The 13,224-nt window shown below is 43.9% G+C and carries 10 protein-coding genes, 1 other RNA gene and 1 pseudogene; 2 read left to right on the top strand and 10 right to left on the bottom strand.

Features of this window, described 5'->3' with window-relative positions; all coding sequences use genetic code 11:
* Positions 1 to 132: 132 nt before the first annotated feature.
* The 8 genes and pseudogenes from ACP2WE_RS17050 to ACP2WE_RS17015 all read right to left on the bottom strand — a co-directional run.
* Positions 133 to 444: pseudogene (locus ACP2WE_RS17050) on the bottom strand (hypothetical protein); the annotation flags it as partial.
* Positions 445 to 522: 78 nt separating this feature from the next.
* Positions 523 to 1,608 carry an alanine dehydrogenase gene (ald, locus tag ACP2WE_RS17045; RefSeq protein WP_425216748.1) on the bottom strand — a complete coding sequence of 362 codons (1,086 nt, stop codon included), beginning with the start codon at positions 1,606 to 1,608 and terminating at the stop codon, positions 523 to 525.
* Positions 1,609 to 1,679: 71 nt separating this feature from the next.
* Positions 1,680 to 2,324, bottom strand: a complete 645-nt coding sequence (locus ACP2WE_RS17040; RefSeq protein ID WP_425216747.1) for an LON peptidase substrate-binding domain-containing protein — start codon at positions 2,322 to 2,324, stop codon at positions 1,680 to 1,682.
* Between the two features lie 232 nt (positions 2,325 to 2,556).
* The gene (locus tag ACP2WE_RS17035) at positions 2,557 to 3,003 is read right to left on the bottom strand and encodes a PH domain-containing protein (RefSeq protein ID WP_425216746.1); all 447 of its coding nucleotides are present in this window, start codon (positions 3,001 to 3,003) and stop codon (positions 2,557 to 2,559) included.
* Positions 3,004 to 3,035: 32 nt separating this feature from the next.
* A complete protein-coding gene (locus ACP2WE_RS17030; protein ID WP_425216745.1) occupies positions 3,036 to 4,238 on the bottom strand; it encodes an argininosuccinate synthase in 1,203 nt (400 codons plus the stop codon).
* A gap of 188 nt (positions 4,239 to 4,426) precedes the next feature.
* Positions 4,427 to 4,523: signal recognition particle sRNA small type (gene ffs / locus ACP2WE_RS17025), an RNA gene on the bottom strand.
* Positions 4,524 to 4,729: 206 nt separating this feature from the next.
* Positions 4,730 to 4,855, bottom strand: coding sequence for a hypothetical protein (locus ACP2WE_RS17020; RefSeq protein WP_425216744.1), 126 nt, complete (start codon positions 4,853 to 4,855; stop codon positions 4,730 to 4,732).
* A 6-nt stretch (positions 4,856 to 4,861) separates the two neighbouring features.
* Complete coding sequence (locus ACP2WE_RS17015; RefSeq protein WP_425216743.1) at positions 4,862 to 6,310, bottom strand: FecR family protein; 1,449 nt, start codon at positions 6,308 to 6,310, stop codon at positions 4,862 to 4,864.
* A gap of 255 nt (positions 6,311 to 6,565) precedes the next feature.
* On the opposite strand from ACP2WE_RS17015, the gene ACP2WE_RS17010 reads away from it, so the two are divergent.
* Positions 6,566 to 8,551 (top strand): CHASE2 domain-containing protein, encoded by a 1,986-nt coding sequence (locus tag ACP2WE_RS17010; RefSeq protein ID WP_425216742.1) that lies wholly within the window; start codon positions 6,566 to 6,568, stop codon positions 8,549 to 8,551.
* A gap of 33 nt (positions 8,552 to 8,584) precedes the next feature.
* Complete coding sequence (locus ACP2WE_RS17005; RefSeq protein ID WP_425216741.1) at positions 8,585 to 9,895, top strand: cytosine deaminase; 1,311 nt, start codon at positions 8,585 to 8,587, stop codon at positions 9,893 to 9,895.
* A 47-nt stretch (positions 9,896 to 9,942) separates the two neighbouring features.
* Here ACP2WE_RS17005 and ACP2WE_RS17000 read toward each other — a convergent pair whose 3' ends face one another.
* Both ACP2WE_RS17000 and ACP2WE_RS16995 read right to left on the bottom strand, forming a co-directional pair.
* On the bottom strand, positions 9,943 to 11,538 hold the full coding sequence (locus ACP2WE_RS17000; protein WP_425216740.1) for a glycosyltransferase family 39 protein: 1,596 nt from the start codon (positions 11,536 to 11,538) through the stop codon (positions 9,943 to 9,945).
* 83 nt (positions 11,539 to 11,621) lie between these two features.
* Positions 11,622 to 13,175, bottom strand: coding sequence for a glycosyltransferase family 39 protein (locus ACP2WE_RS16995; RefSeq protein ID WP_425216739.1), 1,554 nt, complete (start codon positions 13,173 to 13,175; stop codon positions 11,622 to 11,624).
* Positions 13,176 to 13,224: the final 49 nt, after the last annotated feature.

The raw sequence follows: 13,224 nt of genomic DNA, 5'->3' as shown, positions 1-13,224 counted from the left end.
ATTGAACTCTGGTTCCAAAAAACACTCTGTCATGAGAAAATATTGCCATTAATATTCTGGAGAGCCTAATTCTACTCAGTTTTAGGCTCTTTTTTTTCTCCACTTTCTCTTCCTGATGAATTATTCAGGCTAGTAGACTAAACGTGACTTGTTTTGTTTCAAGTAAATCACAATTTGGCGCACAGCTTTTTGAGGAAAGCGGTTGTACATTCTGAGGCCATAATTTGCCATCCGTGCAGGAATTTCTGCGTCTGGACTCGTTTGAAATTCTGTGTGGAGTAATAGCTCTGGTGAATCTAAAAGAATAAGTGCATCGGCGCGGATGGGTTCAACATTTAGCTCTGTGGGACTGAGATGGGTAAAGGCAACGGGCTGACCGAGCAGCCATGTTGCGAGGTCAGCCGAGAAGTTCTCTGCTAAATATTTGCAGACATTGTCATACATTGGCGCAATTTTAGCATCGGATGTCGCACCCTTGTTGTTAGTAAAACTCAACAATAGCATGCTACACAGGAGTTTTTATTATCCTAAATCAGGGAATGTCTTCAAAACCTCAGGATGAACGATGGTTCCATTTTTAATATTTAAACCCTTGGCAAGTACGGGATCGTGAATGAGCGCATCCATGCCCTCACGGGCGATCGCACAAATAAAGGGGAGGGTCGCATTGACGAGAGCCTGTGTGGATGTCCAAGGAACGGCTCCAGGAATATTTGGTACACCATAGTGTAATACGCCCTCTGCTTCGTAGACAGGTTTCGTATGGGAGGTGGGTCGCCCAGTCTCAATACAACCACCTTGATCGACCGCCACATCGACAATGACAGAATGCGATCGCATTTGTCCGACTAACTCCTTAGAAACCAAAATCGGTGCGCGACCACCCGCCAATAAGACGGCTCCGATCACCAGATCGGCATCAGCAACGGCTTCAGCAATACTGCTGGGCGTACTATAGAGCAGTTCCACCCGCGAGCCAAAGACGATCTCTAGCTCGCTGAGTCTTGTTAAACTGACGTCAAGAATTTGTACGCGCGCGCCTAGACCCACTGCCATGCGGGCTGCCTCAGTACCAACCACACCACCCCCCAGAATCGCTACGCGTCCCGATCGCACCCCTGGAATACCACCCAACAAAACTCCACTACCACCCTGTTGCTTGGTAAGATAGTGAGCGCCAAACTGTACGGATAAGCGCCCAGCAATAATGCTCATGGGCGTCAGAAGGGGTAGTTGCCCTGTGGCTGTTTGTACGGTCTCATAGGCAATACAAGATGTACCCGATTGCAGTAAAGCCTCCGTCAGATCGCGGCTGGCAGCAAGATGTAAATAGGTAAATAAAATCAAATCGGGATGAAGCAACTCATACTCAGAAGGTAGGGGTTCTTTGACCTTCACAACCATGTCTTGGGCATAGGCTTGCTTCGCTGTCTCAACGATGGTTGCGCCTGCTTTGATATAGTCAGCGTCATGAAAACCAGCTCCTAAACCAGCTTCCTTTTGAATGCTGACCTTGTGCGATCGCTTCACGAGAGTCGCCACAGCTGCGGGTGTTAAACCCACGCGAAACTCTTGATCTTTGATTTCCTTAGGTACACCAATTCGCATGAGAAATTACCTGTATGAGAGGAATGGGGATGAAAAGTTCTATTCTCGATGAAGATTGTTTGGGAATGGAACTACGACTGATTAAAGGTCTCTTTGAGTACAGTCCGAGCGGCAAGCTGACTGCGGGTTGAAGAGAGAATCTCCGCTTCTCGACGCAGACGTGCTGCGGTATCGCGGGTTTCTAATAGTGCCTGTTGCTCCCCACTTGCTCCTTGAAAGTTGCTGGCAATCCAATAGGAAAGTTCGATGGGACTGCGAGGGATTTGGGGTAGCTCAATTTCTTGTTCCGTCAGCTTTTGAGATAATCGCACGACATCATCCAGCAATTCTCTGACTTCTGTTGCCAAGAGATAGGGGGCATCGTTACTAGGCTCATCTTCAATCCATTCCACTAAGCCCACGCGATAGGGGGTCTGGCGAATATATTCCAACACCCGAAATCTTTGTTGTCCGAGGGTTAAGAGTTTAAAGCGATCGTCAGGCATGCGGTGGTGTTGCACAATTTTGGCGCAGCACCCAACATTGGTCGGTTGTCCTGCCTCAGAGTCCCACATCAATACGCCAAAATAGCCATCGCTTTCTAAGACAGTGTTGATCATCATGCGATAGCGATACTCAAAGATGTGCAGAGGGAGAGACTGTCCGGGGAAAAGCACAACTTCAGGCAATGGAAACAGGGGTAGCTCTCTAACTGAAATCGAAGAAGATGATGACATTTCTGCTAATCGTACGGTGCTATGAGTTGTATTACTTTAGTTTAACGGGAGTTTAACGGAAATTCTATGAATTGCCTTTTTAATCGCGAACAATACTTCCGTTCGTGAGAATCTAAGAATTAATAACTTCCGCATTTCACCAGAGCGAAAAATTAGGAATACAACCCTAATCAATTCGCAGCCCTTAGCATCAGTTTAGCCTAACACCACCTCATTGTGGTACGAACCATCATCACGATCGCCGATCGAAGTCCTCATCATTGTGCATCCGATAGCGTTGTCTCCCCTTCTGAATGTAAGGGCGTATAAGCTCGTAAAGCTGGCGGACATCCAAGGGTAAGCGCTCTAGATAAACTTTGGGTGTGGAGATATCCTGTGTGACCAGCAGCATATTTCCCGTTCCCATTAGTCTTTGACTAAAGGGCTTTTCTAGCTGAATATCATCGATCAGATAAAGTTCAATCGTGTCAATCTTTTGAGAAAAAATACCCGTTTCAATCACAATCCGTTGCGATGTGATCAAATAGTGGGTATTGATGTTTTTTAGCCAAAACCAGAGCCAAGCAATTCCGAGGGTAATAATGCTGAGAAACAGGCGACCGACACTGCCGATCGCAGCAGGTCTGCCTTTAAAAAACACCTGTTCCTCAGAAGTTGTTCGGGGGGGATCGCTCGCCATATTGTAGAAATTAGCCGTGAGTTAGCCGTGAGTTAGCTGTTTGCTGTTTGCGACCAAACACGGGTAGGCATGCCCCAGATATAAATAAAGCCTTCAGCTGCTTTATGATCGAACAGGTCAGCACTGGTGTAGGTAGCTAGCTCTTCATTATAGAGAGAATTGACCGACTTGCGGCCGACAATTGCCGCAGTACCTTTAAAAAACTTGACGCGAACCGTACCCGATACCCGTTCTTGGCTGCTGTCGATAAAAGCATCAAGGGCGACTTTCAGGGGGCTGTACCACAGACCGTTATAGATCATGCGGGAATAGGTTTCCTCAATGTTGCGCTTGTACTGGGTCAAGTCAGCGGTGAGGGTGAGACTTTCAAGATCGCGGTGCGCTTCAATCAATACGCTCATGGCAGGTGTTTCGTAAATCTCACGGGACTTGATCCCGACCAGACGATTTTCGATCATGTCGATGCGACCAACGCCATTGCCACCCGCGATCGCATTCAACTGCGTTACGAGTTCTACAGGATCGAGGGCATTACCATTCAAGCCGACTGGAATGCCTTTCTCAAACGCGATCTCAGTGTAGGTGGGCTCATTGGGTGTATCGGCGATCGCTTTGGTCATCACAAACACATCCTCGGGGGCTTCTTGCCAAGCATCTTCGAGAATGCCTGCTTCGATCGCGCGTCCCAGCAAGTTACGGTCAATACTATAGGGCGAAGATTTCTTTACAGGTGAAGGGATGCCACATTTCTCACCATAGGCGATCGTTTGTTCGCGGCTCATTCCCCATTCACGGGCAGGGGCTAAAACCTTGAGTTTGGGATTTAAGGCAGCGATCGAAACGTCAAAACGTACTTGGTCGTTGCCTTTACCCGTACAACCATGGGCTACTGCATCTGCGCCATACTCAGCAGCGGCATCCACCAAGATTTTTGCGATCAACGGGCGGGCTAAAGCCGTAGAAAGAGGATAGCGGTTTTCGTAAAAGGCATTGGCTTTCACAGCAGGAAAAGCATAGTCGGTGACAAATTCGGCAACGACATCTTGGACGAGGGATACTTCTGCACCCGATGCCAAGGCTTTGAGGCGAATAGGTTCTAATTCATCGCCCTGTCCTAGATCGGCTGCTAAAGTGATGACCTCTTTAACGCCCCACTCTTGTTTGAGATAGGGGATGCATACGGACGTGTCTACGCCACCAGAATATGCTAAGACGACTTTATTAGCTCTTCCCATTAATCTATTCCTTGCTCTTTAGTACAAATAATACTGTGACTCAAATAATTAAATAACTTCTAAAAGTGGGTTCTGACTGTTACTCACGATCGTTATTTGTTGAGAGATCTGATAAGTTTCAGCCCATTGAGTCATTTTTCTCAATTGAATTTCCAGCAACTAAATTTGGTTACTAGGGTAACCAATAAAGTAGCCCGGGTACTACGCCTATTTCAAGCATCCCGTAGTGCTGCTGCCTTCCGACCCTGACACGATTTGGGCGTTGAGATCGCATAGATCCGAGCCAGATATAGACTAACACCGATCGCGATCGATTACGCGAAAAAATTTTCAAACTGTATAACCTTGCCGATCGACCACTGTAAATATTCCTCAATTCCAACAGATCCTCATACCATTTTCAAAAAATGATGCAACGCATCTTTTTGAAAAGACCGCGCAGAGCGCGGAACCCAAAACCCGATCTGTGGCAAATTCATGAGAAATTGGTATCACTTGGCAGCTGGGGTATGGGCTTTGTGCTGCACTAAAAAAGAGGCGATCGCGTCGCCTCTTTTTGGCAAGATATCCTCTACGCCCATAAACTTGATATTGTGGACATAGTTAAAGGAAACCAAGTTTTATTAAGAACGCCTGCGATATTTGAGAATTTCAACAGGAACATCATAGAAAGAGCTTCCATCTAAGGCGATCGCAACAGGCTGTACCTTCTGATAGGGAGTAGCTAAAAGAAGTTCTTCTAAATCAGAAGAGAAGAGAGGCAAGGTACGGTTTAGTTTCGTATAGTTTCCTGCTACAAACGAGCGCGTATAAGCAGGGTTACGAGAAGGATAGGGTAGCCCTCTGGGATTGTAAGAGCGGAGATCGATATCTTCAGGATTATCTAAGAAATAGACATCAGACTTACTCAGATCGTTATTCGGGTCATATTTTACCCTTGTGAAATAGTCAAATATTGGCTCAAAGGTGTCGATCGCGCCATTCTGATCGGCATCAATGCCCATAACTGTCCGAACGATGCCTAAATCTTGCGAACCATCGGGCAAAATTAGATTGACAGTAGCATTGTCATCGAGTAACTCAAATTCGCTATAGCCAATCAACCGAGAGTCTTTGGGATTGAATAATCTAACCGTGACCCGATCGTTAGGATTCAAACCGCGAATAAATCTGGCACTACCATTGATTGGATACAGAAAATCACCCACAAAGCGTTCGGGTAAAAAACCATTAGATCGCTTGGACTGTAAAGAGACTCTAGCAATAACTTGAGACAAAGTTGGTCGGTTTTGCAAGATCGCCAAACTAAAGTGTCCGCGATGGGGTTTGAGATCGGTGCGTTTTAAAGGGAACCTTGTGTTGGGAAATCGTTGTTTGTAGGTGGCTTCAATGCGATCGACACTAGAGCTGGGTAACGTCGTGCGATAGTTATTTAGCAACTCTCCTGTGAGAAACTCATCAAATTCCTTGCGATTAAAGGGTTGAACTGTGCCAAGGGGATTGCTTGCCGATGATTCAAATCCTTCTCCTGATTTGACAATCACTGTATTGGGCTGACCAGTCCAATTGCTCGTAATCTCGACCTCTCCTTCTAAAACATCGACATTTTCACCACCTTTGGGATCTACTTCCATGATGTAGGTTGTGCCTCTCACTGCTGCGGTGACGTGAGCTGTACAAGCAGAAGTTGGTCCGTTGAACAATGCATTGCCTTGTTGCACGAATGCACCGCACGATCCTAGCGTCAACGAGGAATATTTCCCAAGCCTAGCGATCGACCAGTTGTTAAATCGAAGTTGGGCAAGAGACTCATTTGTACTTACCTGTTGGGACGTTTGGGCGACTTCACCTATATTCGCCCGCCGATTTTGAATGAAAACCTGATTTCCTTCGGTAATTTCTGTAATTGTGGCGGTGGTTACGCCAGTGGATTGTGCTGTTGCGGGGAAACGATAAACATTGCACAACAAGACAAAGCAAAATCCCAAGACAAACAGGGGCAGGCGTTTCCAGATCGGGAGTTCCTTGAGTGCTTGGGATATTCCGATCGACATGGCTTTAGATCTCTGCATACGTTCTCTATAGGCTCAATAATTCAAACTTTTGGGTTTATCTTCACATTAAATCTTGTTAACTGGCTAAATCAGCTACAAGTGCTTAAATAACTTGATAGGCGTGACTTAATACAATTACCCTAAGACAATGACTCAGTATTTTGGCTATTGTTCCGATGTTTCAGATATTTAAGAATCATGAATACAATAGGTTTTAATTTGTTAAAAAATTTAAAGAGTTCGTGGCAAAAGCTATCTTAGAAAGTCACCCATATGAAGATCGATCTCAAACAGATTCTCAAGCCAAGCCATATCGGCTACTTCCTAGTGGGGGCTTTTGCCCTAGCAGGTGCGATCGCGACAGGAACAAATCATCCTCTAGTAAGGCTTGTAGAACGACACACCCAGTCAACGTTTTTTTACCTGCGCGGGAGTATTGCACCGCCAAATAATATTGTGATTTTGGCGATCGACGACGACTCGTTGCGGCAAGGGGAATTTTATAATTCCGATCCCAAAAAATACGCTTACTTAGAACCCTTTAGAAGTACACCTTTAAAGCGCACGATCTACGCCCAAGCGATCGAAAAAGTGCTCGACTCAGGCGCTAAAGTTGTAGGGGTGGATGTGCTATTTGTGACACCAAGCGTACATGGGGCATCTGTCGATGCCAGTTTGCAAAAAGTTTTGGATAAATATGGCGATCGCGTTGTGATGGCAGCCAGCTACGAACTATCCCAAACTGCCGAGGCAACTTCGCTACAGTTGGCAACACCCGAAGTCATCTTTAAACTCAAGCCAAACTCCTTAGGGCTGATTAACTTCGATCGCGAAGTGACAGGAAATATTCACAGTTTTGGTACGCAAATAGGCACAAAATCTGGACTGCGAAACATACCCACCTTTGCTGAGTCAATTTTAAATGCTGCCAAGATTAGCTATCTCCAACCCAGAGGTAACACGATTTACTTTTATGGCAAAGAGAATACTTGGCTCTATGCACGTCAACAAGCGCCGCTTTACTATGTCGTCGATCCTCAAAACTGGAAAAACCAGTTAATGGCGGAAGGGAAGTTTTTTAAGGACAAGATCGTACTGATTGGGGCAACGGCTTCCTCAATGCAAGATATTCAAAATTCGGCATTTGGCCGAATGCCGGGGGTTGAAATTCATGCCAATGCGATCGCGACCTTGATGAACGATCGCAGCCTTGCCGAGCTAATTCCCGATCCTAAAAATCAGGGGTTGCTGATATTTGGCTTGGTGGGAATTTTAGGTCTAGCGCTCAGCCGTATCAGACGCCCATTTTTGCAATTTGGGATCGTGCTGATCGTAGCTGGGGCTTGGTTGGGAGCAAGTTATTACTTTTTTACCTACGCTAACCTAATTTTGCCAACCGCAGTTCCTGTAATTGCTTTGGGCTTAAGTGGTCTATCTCTTTTGGTCACAGGTGGAATCGAGATCTATATAGAAAACTCTAAGGCACAAAAAGACAAACGTTTACTCCGTCAAGCTTTTGAGCGATATGTTGCGCCAACAATCGTCGAAGAAATTGTCAGCAATGCCGAAAATTTTCGCGAATTCCTAGAAGGGCGCACGATCAAAGCCGCTGTCCTATTTTCAGACATTCGAGGCTTTACCACCCTCTCTAGCCGTGTTCCCGCACCAAAACTCGTACCGCAATTGAATGTCTATTTAGGCGGTATGGTCGATGCCATTACCGAATATCAAGGCACTATCGACAAATTTATTGGGGATGCCGTGATGGCAGAGTTTGGCTCACCTGTCTCGCGCGGCGAGGATATTGATGCTATGAATGCAATTTATGCCGCTCTAAATATGCGGAAAGTACTGTCCGAACTACGTCTGGTTTGGCAGCAGGAAGGCAAGATTCCCTTTTCTAATGGAATCGGCATCAATTACGGTGAAGTCATGGTTGGGAATATTGGTTCTCCTAGTCGTTTGGAATATGCCGTCATTGGTGACACCGTCAACGTAGCCAGCCGAGTCGAGGGCATGACTAAGGATTTAGGCACAGATATCTTGATCACGGAAGCTCTCTATAAGATTGTCAAAGACAAAGTGGAAGTCGAAGATTTTGGCAACCACCAACTCAAAGGTCGAGTTGGCGAAATTCATTTGTACGGCTTAATTGGGTTAAAAGGTGATAGTCGGGAACTGTATCAGCAAGTCCAACTGGATTTGAAGCGTCATATGGCTGTGATCAACGTTCTTAAAGATGGAAAACTTCCCACTTAAACGAAGGGCACAAAATTTTAGATTACTACTTTTATGTTTCCAGATTTGCCCGATCGCTACTGGCTTTGCAATGTTCGCGTTCCCGCCTGTCTAATCTCTGGTCTTATATCCGAATCTGTTGCCATAGAAACCGATCTAGATGGTTTGGCATTGCTGAACATAGAAGTTAGGAATGGTAAGATTGCCACGATTTTAAATTCTCCATTGTCTTCTCAAATCCCTTTAGAGGATGTGTTACAGGTCGATTGGCATCATGGCATTGCACTTCCATGCTTTATCGATGTGCATACCCATCTCGACAAAGGACATATCTGGAATCGTTCTCCCAACCCCGATGGTACGTTTGAAAGTGCGTTACGAGCAGTAGCACAGGATCGGGATACACGTTGGACTTATGAAGATGTCTATCGTCGTATGGAATTTGGCTTGAAATGCAGCTATGCCCATGGCACAAAAGCAATCCGAACCCATATCGATTGTCCCGAAACACAGATAGCAGCTAGTTTAAAAGCCTTTCAAGAGTTAAGGGATATTTGGCGCGATCGCTTATATCTACAGCCTGTATCTCTAATTTCCCTCGATCTCTTTATGGGAGACTATGGAGAACAAGTCGCCAATCGGATCGCAGAACTGGGCGGAATTCTTGGCGGAGTTGCCTATGTCAATCGCGATTTAGAGCCACAACTCGATCGCTTGTTTTGCTTAGCGAAGGATCGAGGCTTAGATTTAGACTTCCATGTGGATGAGACGGACGATCCTGAGTCCAATACGCTTTTGCATGTCGCTGAAGCCGCAATTAGAAATGGCTTTACAGGTCAAATTGTCTGCGGTCACTGTTGCAGCCTAGCCGTGCAGGATACTGAGGTTGCTATGAAGACGATCGATCTCGTCAAACAGGCAGGGATTGGTGTTATCAGCTTGCCATTGTGCAATCTCTACTTACAAGATAGAGGTTCCAATCGCACACCTAGATGGCGGGGTGTGACTTTACTGCATGAATTAAGAGAGGCTGGTGTACCTGTGGCGATCGCCAGCGATAACTGCCGCGATCCCTTTTATGGCTTTGGCGATCACGATCTCTTGCAGATCTTTACAATGAGTACACAAATCTGCCACCTCGATCGCCCCTATGGAAACTGGGCAAGAACAGTGACTCAGACTCCTGCTAACTTCATGAAACTAGAGGATGCGGGACAGCTTAGAGTCGGAAGCTCAGCAGATCTAATCCTCTGTAAAGCGCGTAGTTTTAGCGAACTGTTTTCCCGTCCCCAAAGCGATCGCATCGTGCTTCGGAATGGGCAGGCGATCGACACCACCTTACCCAACTACTCAGAGCTTGATTAAAGCTTGATTAAAGAGATTGCGATCTCTCGATCTCAAGTTCGCGATTCCTACTTTTTTGTTCTCATCAATAATGCGGTCTCATCCACCTGATATAGCTCCTTGTCGAAACCGCTTACAACAGGTTTTATCTTTCCATAGGAGACTTCAAGCAGCGATCGCAATTCATTGGAAGGTGCATAGACATAGACCTCTGTAAAGTGATTGGGGACTTGGATCGCAGAGGGGGGATTGTCAAACAGTAAAAATCTGACTTGAGACTGCTTGAGTAAATAGCTTAGAGAAATAATATCTGCAAGATTGGTATTCCACTTTTTGCGATCGCTAATCATTAGCGGCTTTTGAGATTGATTGATAAGTTTGGCAATGGGAATATTTTGCCTACTGGTTTCTTTGCTTAAAGAAAGTTGGGATTTTGAGCCATCTATACCAAGAATAAGCATGATTGCGAACAATCCTGCTAGAGACACTTTCCAAATTTTGGAGCGCCAAAAGCTAGCATCGCTCAGTTTCAAACTTAAAAAGTAGGCAAAAAGTATCTGAATGCCAAGATGACTGGGAATTACATAGCGATTAATTCCCGATCTACGTCCTCCCGTAAAAATATCCAAGGCAATCAGAGGTACCCATGTAGTCACAATCAAAATTACAGGAAATATCCAATCGTTCTTTTTGTTGTAGCGAATTGAGAAATAGATTAAATATCCCACGAAAAGCAAAGCGATAGGCGCAACGTATCTCGGCAAAGTCCAATCGGTGAATAGGCTGGCAATGTTATTTGCCCACATTATTACTAAATCCAAAAAAAATGTTTTTTGATTTCCCGTAACAGCCGTTGTGGCTCCATTCAAGTTAGAAAAGAGCACGATGAGCCAAGGTGAGAAAAGCAAAAGTGCAATGCTAGATGCGACCAGATATGCTTTAACTGTTTGGCTGAAACGAAATTTCTCCTTGACTAGAACATAGATTCCATGAGCAGCCATAATCAAAAGAGAAGAGAGAAAAGCATAAAGACCTACAGTTAAGGTAGTCATATAGACTAGCCAAGCAACCTTTGTTTGCTTTCTCATCGCCCATAAAAGCGCAGCACTCGATAAAAGCATTGTCACAGTCCACAATACATAGGCTCTAGCTTCCTGAGCATAGGCTATATGAAACGGAGACACTGCAACGAAAGCCATGGCGATCGCGCCTACTAAATGGGTCTTAAATAGCTCTAAGCATAACCAATACAGACATGGAAAAACTAAGACACTCAAGCAAGCGGATAGACTTCTTCTTGCCTCTACCGAATCTCCAAAGAGCTTAACCCAAAAATGCCCCATGACATAATACATGGGGGTAAGTTGTGGCTCCTCTTTGATTAAGCCATGAATCGTATCTTCAAGATGCTTATTGGGACTAGGCTGTTGAAACTTCTGTAAATCTTCAACCCCGACCTCACGACCATGAAAAGTTTGCTCGACAATCACTGTGACAGTATAGCCATAGATGCGAAACGAGCTAAAGACCTCATCATGCCAAAAGATTTTGCGATCGAGGTTGATAAATCTTAGAAAGATACCAGCTATCAAGATCGATATCAGCAGAGCTTGAAACCATTCAAAGCGAAAAAGCTTTCGATTGCTGGCTGACTTAGGTATCATGAAATCTCCTTAGCTAGATTACGTTAAGACAAATTTGGATCTAGGAATATTCAGGCTTCATCAAAAGTTTGAGGCTCTGCACTTCATCTTTTTTGTACTAGCCAAAGACTTTTATTTTCTAACAACATTTTTATCTGATACCCTGGTGTAAGGGATTTCCGTATTGCCTGAGAATCACTAAAAATAAATATATTACTGTAGTGCTTTGGAATGTCTATCTGATGCGGTACAGTAGCGAACAAAAGTAAACGTACTTGAGGTTTTAATAAATGGCTAAGACCTGCTAATCGCGCAGGACTAGCAAAATCAGATAGATCGCTGATGATGAGAGGAGATGTGGCTAAATTAACAATGCGTGCAATTGGAGCATTAAATCCAATTTGTCTCTTAACATCTGCTTGGGAATTAATTCCTAGAAATGTGATCCCACATAAAATAATAAAGACCAAGCAAACCCGCCAGATATATTTACCTAAAGAACTTCTAACAAAAATCTTGCGATAAAAGAGATAAGAAAGCGTAATTTGTATGCCTAAATAGCAAGGCATAAGATATCGTGTAGCTATGGAGCGACTTGTTCCATTAATAATATCTGGCAATATAAAAGTGATTGCTGGAACTAAAACTAAAGTGGCAATAAACAGCCAAATTTTTCTGTTTTTTTTAATACAAAGAAAATAAAGTGAATAAGCTATCAAAGAAATTACAAAGGCAATAAAAAATTTATTAGTAAAACCAATAAGAGAAACTGTAGTAAAATTGGCTAAGTCTTTCAATATGACTAGAACGCTTCTTTGTTCGTTAGCCCAATTGGTCATTTGCCTAACTGTAGATAAATTCATTACTATAGTTAAAAGCCAAGGTAAAAAAATGAGTAAAGATATTGTTGATGCTGCTAAGTAAAATGCACTTTTACGACTCCAACTCAAGCCTTCTGTGAGTAAAAAATAAACTCCGTGGCTAAGCATCGTAAGGAGAGTTAGCGTAAAAGTATAAAGGCTAGCTATTAGAGAAACTGCATAAATAAGCCAACTAAATCTTGTATTTATACGTATTGCTTTAAGAAAAAATGTGCTTGAAACTAGGGTTAAGATAGACCACAAAACGTAATATCGAGCTTCCTGAGCATCTCGTGTGTAAAGAGGTGAAACAGCCACAAAAGCAACTGCAATTTGACCTACTAAAGAAGATTTAAATAGTTCAAGACACAACCAGTAAATGCAAGGAAAAACTAGTAGACTAAGAAAAGCTGATAAACTTCTAGCAATTGCCATTGGGCTACCTAGACTACCAAAAGCTTCTGCCCAGAAACGTGCCATTACAAAATAAAGGGGAGGAAGTTGAGGCTCCTCTCTTGCCAACCCAACAATCGTATCAACAAAACTTTTTTCTGAGCTAGGCCTTTGAAATTTTTGTAAGTCCTCAACTCCTATTTCTCTACCTTTGAATGACTGCTCAATCAACTCAGCTCTTGTGTAGCCAGATATTCTTAGAGATGTAAAAGACTCGTCAATCCAGTAAGGTTGTTGATCGATTGTATCAAATCGAAAAAAAATACCCAATGCTAATAAAAGCAATAAGGGTATGAAAAACAATTTATGTGATTGTAATTTCTTAGGCTGCTTTAATTCAATCATGGACTTTATCTTTATCTAGTATGAACTTGAATGGTTTCAAATTGAGACT

It is taken from the genome of Tumidithrix helvetica PCC 7403, assembly GCF_965232925.1.
GTDB lineage: Bacteria > Cyanobacteriota > Cyanobacteriia > Pseudanabaenales > Pseudanabaenaceae > Tumidithrix > Tumidithrix helvetica.
This window is presented reverse-complemented; position numbering and strand designations above follow the sequence as displayed.

Excerpts from the sequence above, each read along its gene's own strand:
- ACP2WE_RS17030 (WP_425216745.1), bottom strand. The coding sequence starts at position 4,238 with ATGGGAAGAGCTAATAAAGTCGTCTTAGCATATTCTGGTGGCGTAGAC.
- ACP2WE_RS17015 (WP_425216743.1), bottom strand. The coding sequence starts at position 6,310 with ATGCAGAGATCTAAAGCCATGTCGATCGGAATATCCCAAGCACTCAAG.
- ACP2WE_RS17005 (WP_425216741.1), top strand. The coding sequence starts at position 8,585 with ATGTTTCCAGATTTGCCCGATCGCTACTGGCTTTGCAATGTTCGCGTT.
- ACP2WE_RS17035 (WP_425216746.1), bottom strand. The coding sequence starts at position 3,003 with ATGGCGAGCGATCCCCCCCGAACAACTTCTGAGGAACAGGTGTTTTTT.
- ACP2WE_RS16995 (WP_425216739.1), bottom strand. The coding sequence starts at position 13,175 with ATGATTGAATTAAAGCAGCCTAAGAAATTACAATCACATAAATTGTTT.
- ACP2WE_RS17010 (WP_425216742.1), top strand. The coding sequence starts at position 6,566 with ATGAAGATCGATCTCAAACAGATTCTCAAGCCAAGCCATATCGGCTAC.
- ACP2WE_RS17000 (WP_425216740.1), bottom strand. The coding sequence starts at position 11,538 with ATGATACCTAAGTCAGCCAGCAATCGAAAGCTTTTTCGCTTTGAATGG.
- ald (WP_425216748.1), bottom strand. The coding sequence starts at position 1,608 with ATGCGAATTGGTGTACCTAAGGAAATCAAAGATCAAGAGTTTCGCGTG.
- ACP2WE_RS17040 (WP_425216747.1), bottom strand. The coding sequence starts at position 2,324 with ATGTCATCATCTTCTTCGATTTCAGTTAGAGAGCTACCCCTGTTTCCA.